This is a genomic window from Pseudomonas sp. 57B-090624 (assembly GCF_003234055.1).
GTDB lineage: Bacteria > Pseudomonadota > Gammaproteobacteria > Pseudomonadales > Pseudomonadaceae > Metapseudomonas > Metapseudomonas tohonis.
In genome coordinates this window covers 99,036-116,975 of record NZ_QKRU01000003.1, presented here as the reverse complement: position 1 = coordinate 116,975, position 17,940 = coordinate 99,036, and the positions used below count along the sequence as shown (strand labels likewise).

The 17,940-nt window shown below is 67.5% G+C and carries 14 protein-coding genes; 5 read left to right on the top strand and 9 right to left on the bottom strand.

Going from position 1 to position 17,940, the window contains the following annotated elements:
- Positions 1–82: 82 nt before the first annotated feature.
- The 8 genes from DMX10_RS02485 to DMX10_RS02445 all read right to left on the bottom strand — a co-directional run bounded on the left by DMX10_RS02485 (position 83) and on the right by DMX10_RS02445 (position 9,437).
- The gene (locus DMX10_RS02485; protein WP_111259622.1) at positions 83–328 is read right to left on the bottom strand and encodes a hypothetical protein; all 246 of its coding nucleotides are present in this window, start codon (positions 326–328) and stop codon (positions 83–85) included.
- Positions 329–359: 31 nt separating this feature from the next.
- Entirely contained in the window at positions 360–1,139 is a 780-nt protein-coding gene (locus DMX10_RS02480) for an electron transfer flavoprotein subunit beta (protein WP_111259621.1), read from the bottom strand.
- Complete coding sequence (locus DMX10_RS02475; protein WP_111259620.1) at positions 1,129–2,361, bottom strand: electron transfer flavoprotein subunit alpha/FixB family protein; 1,233 nt, start codon at positions 2,359–2,361, stop codon at positions 1,129–1,131. The genes DMX10_RS02480 and DMX10_RS02475 overlap by 11 nt, the downstream gene beginning before the upstream one ends.
- Positions 2,362–2,407: 46 nt before the next feature.
- The gene (dgcB, locus tag DMX10_RS02470; protein WP_111259619.1) at positions 2,408–4,372 is read right to left on the bottom strand and encodes a dimethylglycine demethylation protein DgcB; all 1,965 of its coding nucleotides are present in this window, start codon (positions 4,370–4,372) and stop codon (positions 2,408–2,410) included.
- Between the two features lie 111 nt (positions 4,373–4,483).
- Positions 4,484–6,544: a dimethylglycine demethylation protein DgcA gene (gene dgcA, locus DMX10_RS02465; RefSeq protein WP_111259618.1), complete on the bottom strand. Its 2,061-nt coding sequence runs from the start codon at positions 6,542–6,544 to the stop codon at positions 4,484–4,486.
- A gap of 16 nt (positions 6,545–6,560) precedes the next feature.
- Positions 6,561–7,091 (bottom strand): 4-vinyl reductase, encoded by a 531-nt coding sequence (locus tag DMX10_RS02460; RefSeq protein ID WP_111259617.1) that lies wholly within the window; start codon positions 7,089–7,091, stop codon positions 6,561–6,563.
- Between the two features lie 139 nt (positions 7,092–7,230).
- Complete coding sequence (locus tag DMX10_RS02455; protein WP_111259616.1) at positions 7,231–8,208, bottom strand: dipeptidase; 978 nt, start codon at positions 8,206–8,208, stop codon at positions 7,231–7,233.
- A gap of 218 nt (positions 8,209–8,426) precedes the next feature.
- Positions 8,427–9,437, bottom strand: a complete 1,011-nt coding sequence (locus DMX10_RS02445) for a GlxA family transcriptional regulator (RefSeq protein WP_111259614.1) — start codon at positions 9,435–9,437, stop codon at positions 8,427–8,429.
- Positions 9,438–9,675: 238 nt separating this feature from the next.
- Between DMX10_RS02445 and choX the strand changes: the two genes are divergently transcribed.
- The 4 genes from choX (at position 9,676) to DMX10_RS02425 (ending at position 13,174) form a co-directional block, all read left to right on the top strand.
- Positions 9,676–10,614 (top strand): choline ABC transporter substrate-binding protein, encoded by a 939-nt coding sequence (gene choX / locus DMX10_RS02440; RefSeq protein ID WP_111259613.1) that lies wholly within the window; start codon positions 9,676–9,678, stop codon positions 10,612–10,614.
- 91 nt (positions 10,615–10,705) lie between these two features.
- Complete coding sequence (locus DMX10_RS02435; protein WP_111259612.1) at positions 10,706–11,593, top strand: 3-keto-5-aminohexanoate cleavage protein; 888 nt, start codon at positions 10,706–10,708, stop codon at positions 11,591–11,593.
- Positions 11,594–11,655: 62 nt separating this feature from the next.
- Positions 11,656–12,621 carry an L-carnitine dehydrogenase gene (locus DMX10_RS02430; protein ID WP_111259611.1) on the top strand — a complete coding sequence of 322 codons (966 nt, stop codon included), beginning with the start codon at positions 11,656–11,658 and terminating at the stop codon, positions 12,619–12,621.
- Between the two features lie 73 nt (positions 12,622–12,694).
- A complete protein-coding gene (locus DMX10_RS02425; protein WP_111259610.1) occupies positions 12,695–13,174 on the top strand; it encodes a thioesterase family protein in 480 nt (159 codons plus the stop codon).
- Between the two features lie 19 nt (positions 13,175–13,193).
- Here DMX10_RS02425 and DMX10_RS02420 read toward each other — a convergent pair whose 3' ends face one another.
- The gene (locus DMX10_RS02420) at positions 13,194–13,820 is read right to left on the bottom strand and encodes a response regulator transcription factor (protein WP_111259609.1); all 627 of its coding nucleotides are present in this window, start codon (positions 13,818–13,820) and stop codon (positions 13,194–13,196) included.
- A 503-nt stretch (positions 13,821–14,323) separates the two neighbouring features.
- Here DMX10_RS02420 and DMX10_RS02415 point away from each other — a divergent pair.
- On the top strand, positions 14,324–17,935 hold the full coding sequence (locus DMX10_RS02415; protein ID WP_111259608.1) for an ATP-binding protein: 3,612 nt from the start codon (positions 14,324–14,326) through the stop codon (positions 17,933–17,935).
- Positions 17,936–17,940: the final 5 nt, after the last annotated feature.

The following is a 17,940-nucleotide window of genomic DNA, read 5'->3' as shown; positions in this document are numbered from 1 at the left end:
CTACGCCATCCTACGGGGCGTTGTGCATGGGTTCCGGGCATGAAAAAGGGCGCCATCGGCGCCCTTTTTCGTTGCAGGTGGATCAGCGTGGTACCAGCGCCGGCAACAGGGTGCGGGAAATGGCCTCGCGCACGTTGGGCAGCAGGGTGGCGCTGCCGCCCAGCAGCTCCTCCACCAGGCGCCGCAGGGCCACGGCGCGTTCGGGGCTGAGGCCGCTCACGGCGTGCTCGCAGGCCTGTTCGGCGCTCACCCCCGAGGGAATGGCCAGCCCCAGCGCCACCAGGCGCTCGCGGAAGTCTTCCTGGTCGATCAGATCGGCATGCATCATGGCCTGTCTCCTCCGGTCATCGGGCTGCGCGTCAGCGCAGCACTCCTTCTTCCATCAACAGCTTGAAGATAGCCTCGGCACCCTCGGCTGGCGACAGGTCCTTGAGCACCTTGCCGCCCCCGCCGGAAGCCTTGGCCGTGGCCGCCTTCATCCGCTCGGCGCCGGTCTTGGCCTTGATCACCTTGAGCCGCTTGGGCCTTGGCCGGGCCGGTTGCAAGCGTGCCTCGGCCAGCAGCGTGTCTTCAACCACCTCGACGTCGCAGGCCTCGAGTGTGCCGCGCCGGGCCGGGCCGAAGGCACTCTGGCGCGCCACCGGGGCGGCGTTGTCGACGCTGGCGAGGAGCGGCAGGCGCACCCGCAGCCGGCGTCGCTGGCCACGGGGCAGGGCCTGCAGCACCTGGGCCACGCCGTTCTCCACCTTCTCCACTTCCGCGAGCCCGACCACCAGCGGCCAGCCGAGCTTCTCGGCCAGCAGGAAGGGCAGCATCCCCGAGCCTTCGCCGGTTTCCGCCTGGCTGCCGGTGAGCACCAGATGCGCGCCGGCGTCGGCGAGGTACTCCGCCAGTGCCGGCAGGGCGTCAGCCTGGGCGGGCTGTTCGAGCACGGCGATTTCCGCCAGGCCCATGCCCAGGTAGGCGCGCAGGGCTTCCTCGCGCGGGTTGCCGGCGTGCAGCACCTGCAGGCGATCACCGCCCAGGCGCAGGCCCAGCTCGACGGCGCGGGCGTCCTGCTCCGCACGCCGGGCGCGACCGGAAGTCGGGTGAGCGCCGACGGAGACCAGGGTGATGATGTTCAGTTCGTCATGCAGCATCGCGTGCGCCCCCCTGACGGTAAGCGGTGATCCGTTCGATCAGCGCGGCGAGGATGGCGCCGGAGTCGCCGATCACCGAGAGGTCGGCGCGTTTGATCATGTCGCAGCCCGGGTCCATGTTCACCGCCACCACCTTGTCGCAGGCGCCGATGCCCTGCAGGTGCTGGATGGCGCCCGAGATACCCACGGCCAGGTACACCCGCGCGGTGACCCAGGTGCCGGTGGCGCCGACCTGGCGGTTGCGCGGCATGTGGCCGTCGTCCACCGCAACGCGCGAGGCGCCTTCGGTGGCGCCCAGGACCCTGGCGGCCTCGTGGAACAGCGCCCAGTCCTTCACGCCGTTGCCGCCGGAGAGGATGAACTCGGCCTCGGCCATGGGGATCTGCGCCGGGTCCACGGCCACCGCGCCGAGGTCCTCGATGCGCGGCAGGCTGCGGGCGATGTTGGCTTGCAGTTCGATGGGGCGGGCTTCGTGGCGGGTCTCGCTGACCGGCTCGGCGCATTCGGCGGCGGCCAGGATCAGCCGTGGCGTGGCGCGTACCAGGTCCTCGCGACCGGCCCCGGCACGGCCGCTGCACTGCTCGCCGTCCACTTGCCAGACGCGGGTGGCCGGACGTTCGCCGAGCTTGGCGGCCAGGCGCCGGCCCAGCTCGCCGCCGCCGCTGCGGCTGTCGGGCAACAGCCAGTGGCGCGGGGCCAGCTGGCTTTCCACGGCGCTCAGGGCCAGCACCCGCGCTTCCGGCGCGTAGCCGTCGAAGGCCTCGCCCTGGATGCGCAGGATGCGGTCGACACCGGCGTTGTCGAAGGCGGTTTCCTTGTCCTCGCCGAACAGCACCGCGACCACCGCACCGTCCGGCCCGGCGAGCCTGTTGGCCAGGCCGAGCAGGTCCTTGTCGTGGCTGCCGAGGCGGCCACCGACCATGTCCGGCACCACGGCGATGTAGAAGGCCGGTTGCACCACCAGGTGCAGCGGCACCTGCACGGCCTCGCTGGCGCCACTGCGCTTGCTGGTGGTGCCTTGCTGGGCGCCGCTGCGGTCGATGCGCTTGATGCCGGCGGGACCGATGAAGCCGGCGGCGATGGCATGGGGGTTCTTGCGGATGACGCCGTTGGGCCCCATCCAGGTGGTCTGGCCCTGTTGCTGCAACGTGGCGTGCAGCGGGTGCAGGCGGTTGCGGGCGATACGCTCGGCGCGCGGGTCGCGGCGGATGATGTCGCTCATCGTTGAGTCTCCGTCCGAGGGGGGCGCTGGCGGCAACGGCACTTCATCAGTGCACCTCCGCCACGTCTTCACGCTTGGCCGCCGCCGGCTTCCTGGCTTCCACCGGTGCTTCGATGAGCACTTCGGCGACCAGCTCGGCGATGTCCTTGATCTCCGGGCGCGGGGCGACCACGCCTTCGAGCATCGCGGTGCACTGCGGGCAGCCCACGGCCACCACTTCGGCACCGGTCTCCTTGATGTCCACCATGCGCATGTCGGGGATGCGCTGCTTGCCGGGGATGTCGGTGATCGGCGCGCCGCCACCGCCGCCGCAGCAGCGGGAGCGGAAACCGGAGCGTTGCATTTCCTTCACCTCGATGCCGATGGCCTTGAGCACGGCACGCGGGGCTTCGTACTCGCCGTTGTAGCGGCCGAGGTAGCAGGGGTCGTGGTAGGTCACGCTGCCGGCCTTGCTCTGGCCGAGCTTCAGCATGCCGCTGCACACCAGTTCGTCGATGAAGGTGCTGTGGTGCAGGACCTGGTAGTGGCCGCCGAGCTCGCCGTATTCGTTCTTCAGCACGTGGAAGCTGTGGGGGTCGCAGCTGACGATGCGCGTGAAGCGGTACTTGGCCAGGGTGGCGATGTTGCGTCGAGCGAGCTGCTGGAAGCTGGCTTCGTCACCCAGGCGACGGGCCACGTCGCCGCTGTCGCGCTCTTCCAGGCCGAGTACGGCGAAGTCGACGTTGGCGGCCTTGAGCACCTTCACGAAGGCGCGCAGGGTGCGCTGGTTGCGCATGTCGAAGGCGCCGTCGCCGACCCAGAACAGCACGTCGGCCTGCTTCTTCTCGCTCATCAGTGGCAGGTTCAGGTCGGCCGCCCAGTTGAGCCGCCCGCCGGGGGCGAAGCCGCCGGGGTTGTCGGTGGCGATGAGGTTTTCCAGCACCTCGGCGCCCTTGTTCGGGGTGGCGCCCTTTTCCAGGGTGAGGTGGCGGCGCATGTCGACGATGGCGTCGACGTGCTCGATCATCATCGGGCACTCCTCGACGCAGGCGCGGCAGGTGGTGCAGGACCAGAGCGTCTCGGCGTCTACCAGGGCCTTGCCCTGCAGGGCAACGATGGGCTGGTGCGGGCCGCCGCTGTGTTCGCCCAGGGGCTTGCCTGGGTAGGGGCTGCCGGCGAAGTTGGCGTCATTGCCGCCGGCCAGGCCGATGACCATGTCCTGGATCAGCTTCTTCGGGTTCAGCGGCTGGCCGGCGGCGAAGGCCGGGCACATGGCCTCGCACTTGCCGCACTGCACGCAGGCGTCGAAGCCGAGCAGCTGGTTCCAGGTGAAGTCGGTGGGTTTCTCCACGCCCAGGGGGGCGCTCGGGTCGGCCAGGTCCAGGGCCTTGAGGCCGGTGGAACGGCCGCCGCCGAAGCGTTCGGCGCGGCGGTGCCAGGCCAGGTGCAGGGCGCCGGCGAAGGCGTGCTTCATCGGCCCGCCCCAGGTCATGCCGAAGAACAGCTCGGACACGCCCCAGGCCACGCCAACGGCGAGGATGGCCGCGAGGAACCAGCCACCGAAGCCGGCGGGGAGGATGCCGGCCACCGGCAGGGTGGCGATGAAGAAGCTCGCGGCGAACATCAGCAGGCTCTTGGGCAGGCGCATCCACGGGCCTTTCGACAGCCGCGAGGGCGGGTCGAGGCGGCGCTTGGCGACGAACAGGGCGCCGACGAACATCAGCGCGGTGGCACCCAGCAGGGCGAAGCCGAGGATGCGGCTGTGCAGCCCGAAACCGTGAACCAGGATGGCCAGCAGCGCCGCCAGGACGAAGCCGCCGGCCGTGGCGACGTGGGTCCTGGACATGTACGTGTCGCGCTCGACCACGTGGTGCAGGTCCACCAGGTAGCGGCGCGGCATCTTCATCAGCCCGCCGAGCCAGTCGACCTGCGACGGGCGGCCTCGGCGCCACATGAGGAAGCGCTTGGCGGAGCCGAGTACGGCCAGTGCCAGGGCGGTGAAAAGAAGGATCGGAAGCAATGTGCTCAACATGGATAACCACCTTGGCCGCAGCGGCAAGCGACAAGCTTCAAGCTGCAAGCAAGAGCCGAGTCCCGCTCCGGCTCCTGCTTGCGGCTTACCTCTTGCCGCTTGTGGCTGCTTTTAAAAGTCCTTGCACAACCGCAGGGCGTCGTAGATCGCCGCGTGCACGTTGCGCGGGGCGCCGCAGTCGCCGATGCGGAACAGCAGGTAGCCGTCGCCGGGTTCGGACAGGCAGGGTTGCGGCCTGATCTCGAACAGCGCGTCGACGTCGATCTGGCCCTTGTTGCGCGAGCCTTGCTTGAGTGCGTAGTACAGGCTCTCGTCAGGGCGCACGCCGTTCTCGATGACGATCTGGTCGACCACGCGCTCCTCGCGGGCGCCGGTGTATTCGTTCTCCAGCACGGCCACCACCTTGTCGCCCTCGCGGTAGACCTTCTCCAGCATCAGGTCGCCGGTCATGATCACGTCCTTGGGGTACATGCTGCGGTAGTAGGTGGGGAAGGTGGTGCCGCCCATGGCGACGCCGGGCTTGGTGTCGTCGGTGACGATCTCCACCTGGGCGCCTTTCTCGGAGAGGTAGTCCGCCGCCGACATGCCGCCGAACTCGCAGATGGTGTCGTAGACCAGCACGTTCTTGCCGGGCTCCACCTTGCCTTCGAGGATGTCCCAGGCGCTGACCACCAGGCCTTCTGCCGCGCCCCAGTGCTCGTTCTGCTCGATGAAGGGATGGCCGCCGTTGGCCAGCACCACGATGTCGGGCTTGAGGTCGAGGATGGTGTCGGTGTCGGCAGCGGTGCCCAGGCGCAGGTCGACGCCGAGGCGGGCGATCTCCAGCTGGTACCAGCGGGTGATGCCGGCGATCTGGTCGCGCTGCGGGGCCTTGGCGGCGATGCTGATCTGGCCGCCGAGCTGGTCCTTCTTCTCCAGCAGGGTCACGTCGTGGCCGCGCTCGGCCGCCACGCGGGCCGCTTCCATGCCGGCGGGGCCGCCGCCGACGACGACCACCTTGCGTTTTACGCCGGTGGTCTTCTCGATGATATGCGGCAGGCCCATGTACTCGCGGGTGGTGGCGGCGTTCTGGATGCACAGCACGTCCAGGCCCTGGTACTGGCGGTCGATGCAGTAGTTGGCGCCGACGCACTGCTTGATCTGGTCCACCTGGCCCATCTTGATCTTGGCGATCAGGTGCGGGTCGGCGATGTGCGCGCGGGTCATGCCGACCATGTCCACGTAGCCGCCCTCGAGGATGCGCGTGGCCTGGTTCGGGTCCTTGATGTTCTGTGCGTGCAGCACCGGGACGTTGACCACTTCCTTGATGCCGGCCGCCAGGTGCAGGAAGGGCTCCGGCGGGAAGCTCATGTTGGGGATGACGTTGGCCAGGGTGTTGTGGGTGTCGGCGCCGGAGCCGACCACGCCGATGAAGTCGAGCATGCCGGTGTCGCAGTAGTACTTGGCGATCTGCTTCATGTCCTCGTGGGACAGGCCGTCGGGGTGGAACTCGTCGCCGGAGATGCGCAGGCCCACGCAGAAGTCGGGGCCGACTTCCTCGCGCACGGCCTTGAGCACTTCCAGGCCGAACTTCATGCGGCCTTCGAAGGTGCCGCCCCATTCGTCGGTGCGCTTGTTGACGCGTGGGCTCCAGAACTGGTCGATCATGTGCTGGTGCACGGCGGAGAGCTCGACGCCGTCCAGCCCGCCGGCCTTGGCGCGGCGCGCGGCCTGGGCGAAGTCACCGATGACGCGCCAGATCTCTTCCACCTCGATGGTCTTGCAGGTGGCACGGTGCACGGGCTCGCGGATGCCCGACGGCGACATCAGGGTCGGCCAGTTGTAGCCGTCCCAGCGCGAGCGCCGGCCCATGTGGGTTATCTGGATCATGATCTTGGCGCCGTGCTTGTGCATGGCGTCGGCGAGGTTCTGGAAGTGCGGGATGATGCGGTCGGTGGACAGGTTCACCGAGCTCCACCATTGCTGCGGGCTGTCGCTGGACACCACCGACGAGCCGCCGCAGATGGCCAGGCCGATGCCGCCCTTGGCCTTCTCCTCGTAGTACTTCACGTAGCGCTCGGTGGTCATGCCGCCATCGGTGGCGATGACTTCGGCGTGGGCGGTACTGAGCACGCGGTTGCGGATGGTCAGTTTGCCGATCTGGATCGGCTGGAACATTGCTTCGAACGCCATGATGCCGTGCCTCGCCTCAGAGGGGTTTCACGATGAACAGGCCATCGTCGTGGCCTTCTTCCGAGCCGCTGTAGACCTGCTCGGCGACGGTGCGGATGCTGCTGCCGCGCGCCTGGAGAATCTGGTCCATGGCCCCGGCGAACCAGCCGGTGAACATGTAGTCGACCTTGCGCCCGACCTTGCCGTAGACGTAGACGAAGGCGGAGTGCTCGAGCTTGACGCTGGCGGTGCCCTTGTCGAGGTCGATGTCCTGGATCTTGAACAGGCCCCAGCCGCGCTGGGACAGGCGCTTCATGTAGTGCTCGAACACCGCCACGCCTTCCAGGCCGTGGCATTCGGCTTCCTTCTCGCACCAGTGCCAGGCGGACTTGTAGCCGGCCTTGTAGAGGATCTCGGCATAGGCGTCGGCACCCAGCACCTCTTCGATGCCGATGTGGTTGTTGACGAAGAAGTGGCGCGGCACATAGAGCATGGGCAGCGCGTCGGTGGTCCAGACGCCGGTCTCGCTGTCGACTTCGATGGGCAGTTCGGGGGCGTGTTTGGCCATGTGGATAACTCCGAATTCAGTTCAGGTATCGGGCGGATGGCGCTTCAGTCATCCGCCGCAGAGATGAGCCACCGCGCGGTGGGCTGGTGGATGAAAAGAGCGTCATCCACCCTACGTTCGTGTTCGGTTCGGGCCGGCGTCATTCGCCCCAGACGTCCTTGAGGACATTCACCCAGTTCTCGCCCATGATCTTGCGCACCACGCGTTCGCTGTGGCCGCGCCCCAGCAGGGTTTCGGTGAGGTTGGGGAATTCGCCCACGGTGCGGATGCCCAGCGGGTTGATGATCTTGCCGAAGTTGGTCAGGCGGCGGGCGTAGCCCTTGTCGTGGGTCAGGTATTCGAAGAAGTCCTGGCCGTGGCCCTGGGTGAAGTCGGTGCCGATGCCGATGGCGTCCTCGCCGACGATGTTCATCACGTACTCGATGGCTTCGGCGTAGTCGTCGATGGTGGAGTCGATGCCCTTGGCCAGGAACGGCGCGAACATGGTCACGCCGACGAAGCCGCCGTGGTCGGCGATGAACTTCAGCTCTTCATCGGACTTGTTGCGCGGGTGTTGCTTGAGGCCCGACGGCAGGCAGTGGGAGTAGCAGACCGGCTTCTTCGATTCGAGGATGACTTCCTCGGAGGTCTTGGAGCCGACGTGGGAGAGGTCGCACATGACGCCGACGCGGTTCATCTCGGCGACGATCTCGCGACCGAAGCCGGAGAGCCCGCCATCGCGCTCGTAGCAGCCGGTGCCCACGAGGTTCTGGGTGTTGTAGCACATCTGCACGATGCCCACGCCGAGCTGCTTGAACACCTCCACGTAGCCGATCTGGTCCTCGAACGCGTGGGCGTTCTGGAAGCCGAAGAGGATGCCGGTCTTGCCCTGTTCCTTGGCCTTGCGGATATCGGCCGTGGTACGCACGGGCATCACCAGGTCGCTGTTCTCGCGGATCAGTTTCTGGCTGGCGGCGATGTTGTTGACCGTGGCCTGGAAGCCTTCCCACACGGAAACGGTGCAGTTGGCCGCAGTCAGGCCGCCCTTGCGCATGTCCTCGAAGAGTTCGCGGTTCCACTTGGCGATGATCAGGCCATCGATGACGATGCTGTCGGCGTGCAGTTCGGCTGGGCTCATCAGGCTGTCCCCTTTGATTCTTGGTGCGCCGAATCTTCTGCCGGCGCTTTGAACCGAGCATATCGCCGGGGCTTTCGGCGCTATCGCGCAAAAGCGACGGGGGGATTGCCGAAAGCGTCAATGCGGGGTCGTGGATGGACAAGCCGGGTGGGCGGCACCGCCGGCCGACAGGTATCGGTGCGTCAACGGCATGGGGTGGAAATGCAAGCGATCTGTGCTCAAGCTCTTTGATCTGATGGCGATCGTGCGTGATCCCGCATGCGGGCGCCGGGCGTAGTCCCTTCGCCGGCGGGGTGTTCGTGGCGGTCCTGGCTGGGACAGGCGGCGAAGCGGTTGCGGTAGCAGCGGGAGAAGTAGGAGGAGGACTCGAAGCCGCAGGCGACGCCGATCTCCAGCACGCTCATGTCGGTCTGGCGCAGCAGCTGGCGGGCCTTCTCCAGGCGCAGGGCCAGGTAGAAGCCCGATGGCGTGTCGTCCAGGTGCAGGCGGAACAGCCGCTCCAGCTGGCGCGGGGTGACGCCCACCAGGGCGGCCAGCTCACAGGAGCCCAGGGGTTGTTCGCAGTGGCGCTCCATCTCGCCGATCACCTGCACCAGCTTGCGGTTGTGCACGCCGTAGCGGCGGGTGATCTGCATGCGCTGGTGGTCCTGATGGGTGCGGATGCGGCCGAGGACGAATTGCTCGGACACCTCCACCGCCAGCTCGTCGCCGTGGTCGCGGCCGATCAGGGTGAGCATCAGGTCGAGGGTGGCGGTGCCGCCGGCGCTGGTGATGCGGCGGCCGTCGATCTCGAACAGCTCCTGGGTCGGCAGCAGGCCGGGGTAGCGTTCCTGGAAGGCTTCGATGGCTTCCCAGTGCAGGGTCAGGCGCTGGCGGGCGAAGAGGCCCGCCTCGGCGAGGACGAAGCTGCCGGTATCGATGCCACCCAGGGTGGCGCCGTCGAGGTCGGCGCGCTTGAGCCAGTGGGCCAGGCGGGGCGTGTAGCTGGCCAGCGGCTCGAAGCCGGCGACCACGAACAGGCAGTCGCCGGCACCGGGGCGTTCCAGCGCGGCGTCGACGTTCAGCGACATGCCGTTGCTGCCTTCCACCGGGCCGCCTTCCAGGCTCAGCAGGCGCCAGCGGTAGAGCTCGCCGCGAAAACGGTTGGCCACGCGCAGGGGTTCGATGGCGGACATCAGGCCCATCATGGAGAAACCGGGCAGCAGGAGGAACCACAGGGTCTGGGGCATGGCAGGCGTCCTCGCGAAGGCGTCGCCACACTAGAAGGCAGGACGCGGCGCAAGGCAATGCAGGTGGTCGTTCCCGTTCAACATTCGGTCGTTTTAGTTCGATTTGCCCCTGGGTGCGCTGCGTAATCTGGCTGCCACGGGTGCAACAGGGCCCGCGAACGGCGGGGCGTGACTGGCCCCGGCACAACAACAGACGGGCCACGCGGCCCGATAACCGTATGGCTGTAGGGAGCATTCGATGAAAGGTCTCAACGCATTCGCGGGTTGCTGTCTTCTCACCCTGTTCAGTTCCACCCTGATGGCGGCGGACGACGCCAGTTGCCAGAAGATCCGCATCGGCGCGGTCGGCTGGACCGACGTGGTCGCGACCACCGCCGTGGCTTCCGAGCTGCTGGCCGGCCTCGGCTACGAAACCACCCAGACCCAGGCGTCGCAGCAGATCATCTTCGCCGGCATCCAGAAGAAGCAGGTGGACGTGTTCCTCGGCTACTGGAAGCCGATCATGGATGACAACATCCAGCCCTTCCTCGACAGCGCCTCGGTCAAGGTGGCGCCGCAGCCGTCCCTGGACGACGCCGTGGCGGTGCTGGCCGTGCCTACCTACACGGCGGAGGAGGGGCTCAGGACCTTCGCCGACATCGCCCGCTACAAGGACCAGCTGGGCGGCAAGATCTACGGCATCGAGTCGGGCTCCGGCGCCAACACGGCGATCAAGAAGATGATCGACGAGAACCAGTTCGGCCTCGGCGGCTTCAAGCTGGTGGAGTCCAGCGAGGCGGCGATGCTCACCGCCGTATCGCGCGCGGTGAAGAACCACAAGCCGGTGGTGTTCTTCGGCTGGAAGCCGCACCCGATGAACATCCAGATGCCGATCACCTACCTCACCGGCAGCAATGACGTGTTCGGCCCCAACGACGGCGCCGCCACGGTCTCCACCGTCACCGCGCCGGACTTCGCCCAGCGCTGCCCCAACGCCGATCGCCTGCTCACCAACCTGCGCTTTTCCAGCGAGCAGGAGAGCCGCCTGATGCAGCCGATCATGGAGCGCGAAGCGCCGGCCAAGGTCGCCCGCGACTGGCTCAAGGCCAACCCCGAGGTGGTCAGGGCCTGGCTGGCCGGGGTGACCACCTTCGACGGCAAGGACGGCGCCGAGACGGTCATCGCCTCGCTCAAGTAAGTCCCGACGCTTCACCGCAGTCATCGACCCACGCCCGTGCGCGGCCCGCCGCGCACGGCACCCGATCGCCCCGAGAAAGGAAGTTGCAACCGTGAACCATGAAGTCATCGTCACCTGTGCGGTAACCGGCGCCGGCGATACCGTCGGCAAGCACCCGGCCATCCCGGTCACGCCGAAGGAGATCGCCGCGGCCGCCATCGAGGCGGCCAAGGCCGGCGCCACGGTCGCCCACTGCCACGTGCGCGACCCACGCACCGGCAAGCCCAGCCGCGACGTGGCGCTCTATCGCGAGGTGGTCGAGCGCATCCGCGAAAGCGACACCGACGTGATCATCAACCTCACCGCCGGCATGGGCGGCGACCTGGAGATCGGCAAGGGCGAGCAGCCCCTGGAGTTCGGCGCCGGCACCGACCTGGTGGGCCCGCTGGAGCGGCTCAAGCATGTCGAGGAGCTGTTGCCGGAGATCTGCACCCTGGACTGCGGCACGCTGAATTTCGGCGATGGCGATTTCATCTACGTCTCCACCCCGGCGCAACTTCGCGCCGGCGCCAGGCGCATCACCGAACTGGGCGTGAAGGCCGAACTGGAAATCTTCGACACCGGCCACCTGTGGTTCGCCAAGCAGATGCTCAAGGAAGGGTTGCTGCACGACCCGCTGTTCCAGATCTGCCTGGGCATCCCCTGGGGCGCGCCGGCGGACACCACCACCATGAAGGCCATGGCCGACAACCTGCCGTCGGGCGCCACCTGGGCCGGCTTCGGCATCGGCCGCTCGCAGATGCCGATGGTGGCCCAGGCCATGTTGCTGGGCGGCAACGTGCGTGTCGGTCTGGAGGACAACATCTGGTTGGACCGTGGCGTGCACGCCAGCAACGGCCAGTTGGTGGAGCGCGCGGTGGAGATCATCGAACGCCTCGGCGGCCGCGCCCTGAGCCCGGCCGAGGGCCGCGAGAAGATGAACCTCAAGCGTCGCGGCTGACATTTCTCCCCTGGCCCGGACTTCACCCCGGGCCCCTATCGGACACAGGACCAGGAGCCACCATGGCCTTCATCACCCACATCAAGACCTTCGCCGCTCTTGGCAGCGGCGTCATCGGTAGCGGCTGGGTCGCCCGCGCGCTGGCCCACGGCCTCGACGTCGTCGCCTGGGACCCGGCGCCCGGTGCCGAGGCCGCCCTGCGTGCGCGCATCGCCAACGCCTGGCCGGCGCTGCGGCAGCAGGGGCTGGCGCCCGGCGCCTCCCCGGAGCGGCTGCGCTTCGTCGAGACGGTCGAGGAATGCGTGCGCGATGCCGACTTCATCCAGGAAAGCGCGCCCGAGCGGCTCGACCTGAAGCTCGATCTGCATGCCCGCATCAGCGCGGCGGCGCGCCCGGAGGCGATCATCGGCTCCAGCACGTCGGGGCTGCTGCCCAGCGAGTTCTACGCCGACGCCGTGCACCCGGAGCGCTGCGTGGTGGGCCACCCGTTCAACCCGGTCTACCTGTTGCCGCTGGTGGAGGTGGTGGGGGGCGAGAAGACCGCGCCCGAAGCCGTGCAGGCGGCGATCCAGATCTACACCGCACTGGGCATGCGCCCGCTGCACGTGCGCAAGGAGGTGCCGGGCTTCATCGCCGACCGCCTGCTGGAAGCGCTGTGGCGCGAGGCGCTGCACCTGGTCAACGACGGCGTGGCCAGCACGGGCGAGATCGACGATGCGATCCGCTTCGGCGCAGGGTTGCGCTGGTCCTTCATGGGCACCTTCCTCACCTACACCCTGGCCGGCGGCAACGCGGGCATGCGCCACTTCATGGCGCAGTTCGGCCCGGCGCTGCAGTTGCCCTGGACCTACCTGCCGGCTCCGGAGCTGACCGAGGCGCTGATCGACAGCGTGGTGGAAGGCACCACCGAGCAGCAGGGCTCGCGCAGCATCGCCGAACTGGAGCGCTATCGTGATGACTGCCTGCTGGCGGTGCTGGACGCGGTGAAGGCGACCAAGGAGAAGCACGGCTTCGCCTTCGCCGACTGACGCGCCAACCGCTTCCCGACCTTAGCCAATGGTCCTTCCCTCACGGGGAGGGCCTATCGCCAGGAACCGCCCCATGAGCCATGCCCTGACCACCTACAGCACCCTCATCCCCGCCGAGTGGGTGGACTACAACGGCCACCTGCGCGACGCCTTCTACCTGCTGATCTTCAGCTACGCCACCGATGCGCTGATGGAGCGTATCGGCCTCGACGAGGCGGGGAGGGCTGCGGCCGGGCATACGCTCTATACCCTGGAATGCCACCTCAACTACCTCGCCGAGGTGAAGCAGGGCGCGCATGTGGAAGTGCGCACCCAGGTATTGGCCAGCGATGCCAAGCGATTGCACATCCACCATGGGTTGTACTACCCCGGCGGCGATGAGCTGCTGGCGGCCAGTGAGCAGATGCTGATGAACGTGGAGAGCGAGAGCGCGCGATCGGCGCCCTTCGCCGAAGCGGTGGCCGGGCGTGTAGCGGGGCTGCTGGAGGCGCACCGGCAGTTGCCACTGCCGGTGCATGTCGCGCGGGTCATCGGCTTGCCACCCGCACGCTGAGTGAGCCCGGGCCGCCCGGTCAGGCCGTGGGGAGGGCGTAGCGGCGGGCGAAGTCGATGAGGTCGACCAGGTTGCGGGTCTTCAGCTTGTCCATCAGTCGGGATTTGTAGGTGCTCACCGTCTTGTGGCTGATGAACAGCTGCTCGGCGATCTCCTTGTTGTTCTTGCCGTTGGCAAGGTTCTGCAGCACCGCGAGCTCCCGGTCTGACAGGCTGTCGAGCAGTTGGGTGTCCTCGCCGGCCTGGGACGGCACGGGCAGGTGCACGGTGCTGGGGAACAGGCTGTAGCCGGAAAGCACCGACTTGGTCGCGGCGATCAGGCTGACGGCCTGTTCCTGCTTGGACAGGTAACCGGTGGCGCCGGCCTGCAGGCAACGGTTGGCATAGAGCGCCGCAGGCAGCGAAGTCAGCACCAGCAGCTTGAGGTTGACGTCCATCGCCGCCAGGCGGGTGAGCACCTCCATGCCGTCCAGCTTGGGCACGGCGATATCGAGGATGACCAGGTCCGGCCTGAGCGAACGCGCCAGGCTCAGGCCCTCCACGCCGTTCTCGGTCTCGCCGACGATGTCGTAGCCCTCACGCTCCAGCAGGACGCGTGTGGCGAAGCGGATCATGGGCTGGTTGTCGATAAGCAGGATCTTACTCATCCGTTCATTTCTCCTTGGTGAGTTTCCCGTTGCTCCACGGCACGCACACAAAGCCGTTCGAAACAGGGTTGGCACTTCTTCCGATTGGTTTTCTTGCTATTACCGATAGAGGCGGCGCGAACAAGTTATCCGTAGCCAGCGATAGTCCGTATCGGACTTTCCTTGCATATGGGATATTTCTTCAGAAGTTATGTTGATGTCGTTCAGACAATTCCTAATGTTTATTGCGTACGCCAAACAAGGCGACACGAGCTGCCATAGGCTTTTGGGCTTGGCCGCTCATGGAATTGGCTGAATATGTGAGGCGAGAAGTATATTCGCGGTGCGCGCCGCGATCGGTTGTTTGGGAAGTTTCCTACAATCCATGTAGGCAAGTTTTTAGGCTTCCTCAGTCAATGAATATCAGTCACTTCCTGTAATGGGCATTGTTCCAGTCCAACAGGCAGAGGGAGGTCGCCACGTTGCACGGCATTTCGTGGTTTTGCGTATCCGTCCGGTCGCTCATGCTGGGGCTCCTTCTGCTGTCGCCGATGGCGGTCGAATCCGCCCCCGTGGGCGCTGTGCCCCTGCATCTGTCGAGCCAGTTGCAGGTCGACCAGCAGGAGCTGGCCATATCCGAAAGCGACTGGCACTGGTTGCGGCAGAAGCGTGACCTGGTGCTCGGCGTGGCCGGCGATGCCGAGGCGCCGATGGCGATGTTGCAGCGCGACGGCAGTTTCGAGGGCATCACGGCGGACACCACCGCGCTGGTCGGGCAGATGCTGGGCATGCGCATCGTCCTGCGCGAGCTGCCGGACCAGGCCTCCCTCGCGCGGGCACTGGAGTCGGGCGAGATCGACATGACGACCGCATCCAGCCACGGCTTGCGCGGTGCCAGCGTGGCGCGCAGCCAGCCTTTCGCCATCGAACACGCGGCGCTCTTCCGCCGCCAGGAGGACACGCGCGAGTTTCCCGTGGACCTGGCCGGGCTGACCGTGGTCACCACCACCGAATACCTGGGCGACCCGGCCCTGCACCGGGGGTTTCCCGGGGCACGCCTGGTGGCCGCCGAGTCGGTGGACGGGGCGATGGCCGCGGTGGCCTTCGGCAAGGCCGACCTGTTCCTCGGCGATGTACTCGCCGCCTACTACCGGATCAACCGGGGCTTCCACGGTATGGTGCGCTTCGAGCGTTTCGCCGAGCTCAAGGCCGATGGCGTGGCTTTCATCGTGCGCTCGAACGATGCTCCGCTGCTGCGCGGCCTGGATGCCACGCTCCATGCCCTGGGCCGCTCGCGCCTGGATGAGATCACCCGGCGCTGGATCGGCAGCGGTGTGATACCGGCGCTGGAGCCCCTGCCCCTGACGCAGGAGGAGCGCCGCTGGGTGGAGCGTCACCCTGTGGTGCGCCTGGTGATCGACGACGACATGGCACCCATGGCCTTCTTCGATGCCCAGGGCCAGTTCCGCGGTATCACCGCCGACCTGCTGGAAATGACGTCCCTGCGGACCGGCCTGCGCTTCGAGGCGATCAGCCGTCGTGGTGGTTTCACCGACCAGATGAACAGCCTGCAGCAGGGCAGCGCCGACCTGGCGATCCTCAGCCAGGGGCGCGAACGTGAGGCGCTGCTGCGCTTCACCCGCCCGGTGATGACCAATCCCTACGTGCTGGTGGCGCCGCGTGGCGATGACGGCCTCGCCGAACCGCTCGACGGCATGGAGGGCAAGCGGCTCGCCATCGCCAGGGGGCATGTGGCGATGGCGGAGGTCCGGGACACCTACCCCGGTGCCGAAATCGTCGAGGCGGGTTCGACGCTGGATGCGATGAACCTTGTCTACAGCGGCGACGCCGATGCGGCCCTGGTGTCGCTACCCACGGCCCGTTACTACGTGGTCCGGCTGTTCCGCAATCGCCTGGCGGTGGCTGAGCTGGTGCCCATCGAGCCGGCCACGGCGAACTTCGCCATGCGCCGGGCCGATGTCGAGCTGCAGTCCATCCTCGACAAGGCCCTGGCCAGCCTGACTCCAGACGAGCTGAACGCTGCTGCCAATCGCTGGCGCGGCAGCCCGGCCATGAGTGCGCAGACCTGGCGTGACTACAACCAGCTGATCCTGCAGATCGTGATTGGCGCGCTGGTGCTGCTGGCCCTGGCCCTGGCCTGGGGCCTGCGCCTGCGCCGCGAGGTGCGCAAGCGCATGGCGGCGGAGCGGCAACTGAACGACGAACTGCGCTTCATCGAGACGCTGATCGACTGCATGCCGCAACCTGTCTTCGTGCGTGATGCCGAGGGCCGCCTGCTGTCGTGCAACCGCAGTTACCTGGACACCCTGGGGCTGGCGCGCGAAGACATTCTCGGGACGACGGCCCCGGAGTTGCCCCTGGCGTTCGAGGCCGCGCCCTATTTCCACCAGGGCTACCTGCAGGCGATGGTCGACGGGCAGCTGGTGCGCGGTGTGCACGAGTTGGAGCTGGGCGGGCGCAGGCTGTGGATCGACCATTGGACCCAGCCCTTCCAGGATTCGACCGGCGCGGTCAAGGGCGTGATCTGTGGCTGGATCGACATCACCGAGCATCATCATCTGGTCCGTGAACTGGAGGAGGCGAAGAACCTGGCCGACGATGCCAGTCGAGCCAAGACCGCCTTCCTCGCGACCATGAGCCACGAGATCCGTACGCCTCTGAATGCGGTGATCGGCATCCTCGAGTTGGCCCTCAAGCGCGCGGAGCACGGCCCGATCGACCCGGCCGGCATCCAGGTGGCCTATGGGTCGGCCCGCAGCCTGCTGACCCTGATCGGCGACATCCTCGACATCGCCCGTATCGAGGCGGGACGCCTGAGCCTGGCCCCGGCGCGCGCCAACCTGCGCGAGCTGGTGGAGTCGGTGGCCCGGGTGTTCGACGGCCTGGCCCGGCAGAAGCGCCTGGAGCTGGTGCTGGAAATCGACTCGAGCATCCAGGGCGACGTCCTGGTCGATGGCATGCGCTTCAAGCAGATCCTCTCCAACCTGGTCAGCAATGCCATCAAGTTCACCCCTGCCGGGCGGGTCGGCGTGCGCGTCACGGGGGACCTTGCCGAGCCCGGGATGCTGCGCGTGGTGCTGGTCGTGGAGGACAGCGGCATCGGCATCGCGCCCGAGGACCAGGCGCGGCTGTTCCAACCCTTCTCGCGGATCGAGCGCGCCGACCAACTGGCCGAAGGCACCGGCCTGGGCCTGGTCATCTGCCGCTCGCTCTGTTCGATGATGGGCGGCCAGCTGGCCCTGGACAGCGAGCCGGGGCGTGGCACGCGGGTCGAGGTGGAGCTGCGCCTGCACCGCCTCGACCCCGTTCCCGAGCCCGTGCCCGCACCGGGCCCCCTGGCCGGCCCGGCGCGGCGCCTGCGGGTGCTGGTGGTCGACGATCATCCGGTGAACCGGCAGATTCTCCAGCAGCAACTGGTCTTCCTCGGTCATGAGGCCGAGGAGGCGGCGGATGGCCAGGACGCCCTGCAACGCTGGCGCGCCCGGCACTTCGACGCGGTGGCGACCGACTGCCACATGCCCCGCATGAGCGGGGCCGAGCTGACGGCGGCGATACGCCGCGAGGAGCGCGATGGTGTGCGGCCTCGCACGCTGGTCCTCGGACTCACCGCCGATGCGCAGGCCGATGAGATCGAGCGGGGCCTGACCGCCGGGATGGACGAGTGCCTGGTCAAGCCCATCGGGCTCGCCGCCCTGCAGCGGGTCTTTGGTGATGGCGGCGGGGAGTTGCTCGAGGCGGAGGGCCTGTCGGTCACCGGACTGTTCGACCTATCCCCGTTGCAACCCCTGACCGGTGGCGACCCGCTGCTGGTGCGCAACCTGCTCGGCGAGCTGATGGCCACCAATGGCCAGGACCTCGCCTTGCTCGGCATGTTGCTGGAGCGGGGTGATAGCGCGGGCCTGTCCGAGCTGGCACATCGGTTGATCGGCGCGGCCCGTGTTGTGCGGGCCGAGGAGGTCATCGCGGCGTGCCAGCGGCTGATGGAGGCCTGTACGGTGCCCAGTGCCCCTGACGGCCTGCGCCGGGGAGTCGAAGACCTGGTGCGCGCGCTGGAGCGTCTGCAACTGGAGTTGAGTGATTACCTGACCGAAGGAGCTGCGGCCCCCGCGCCCTGAGCGGG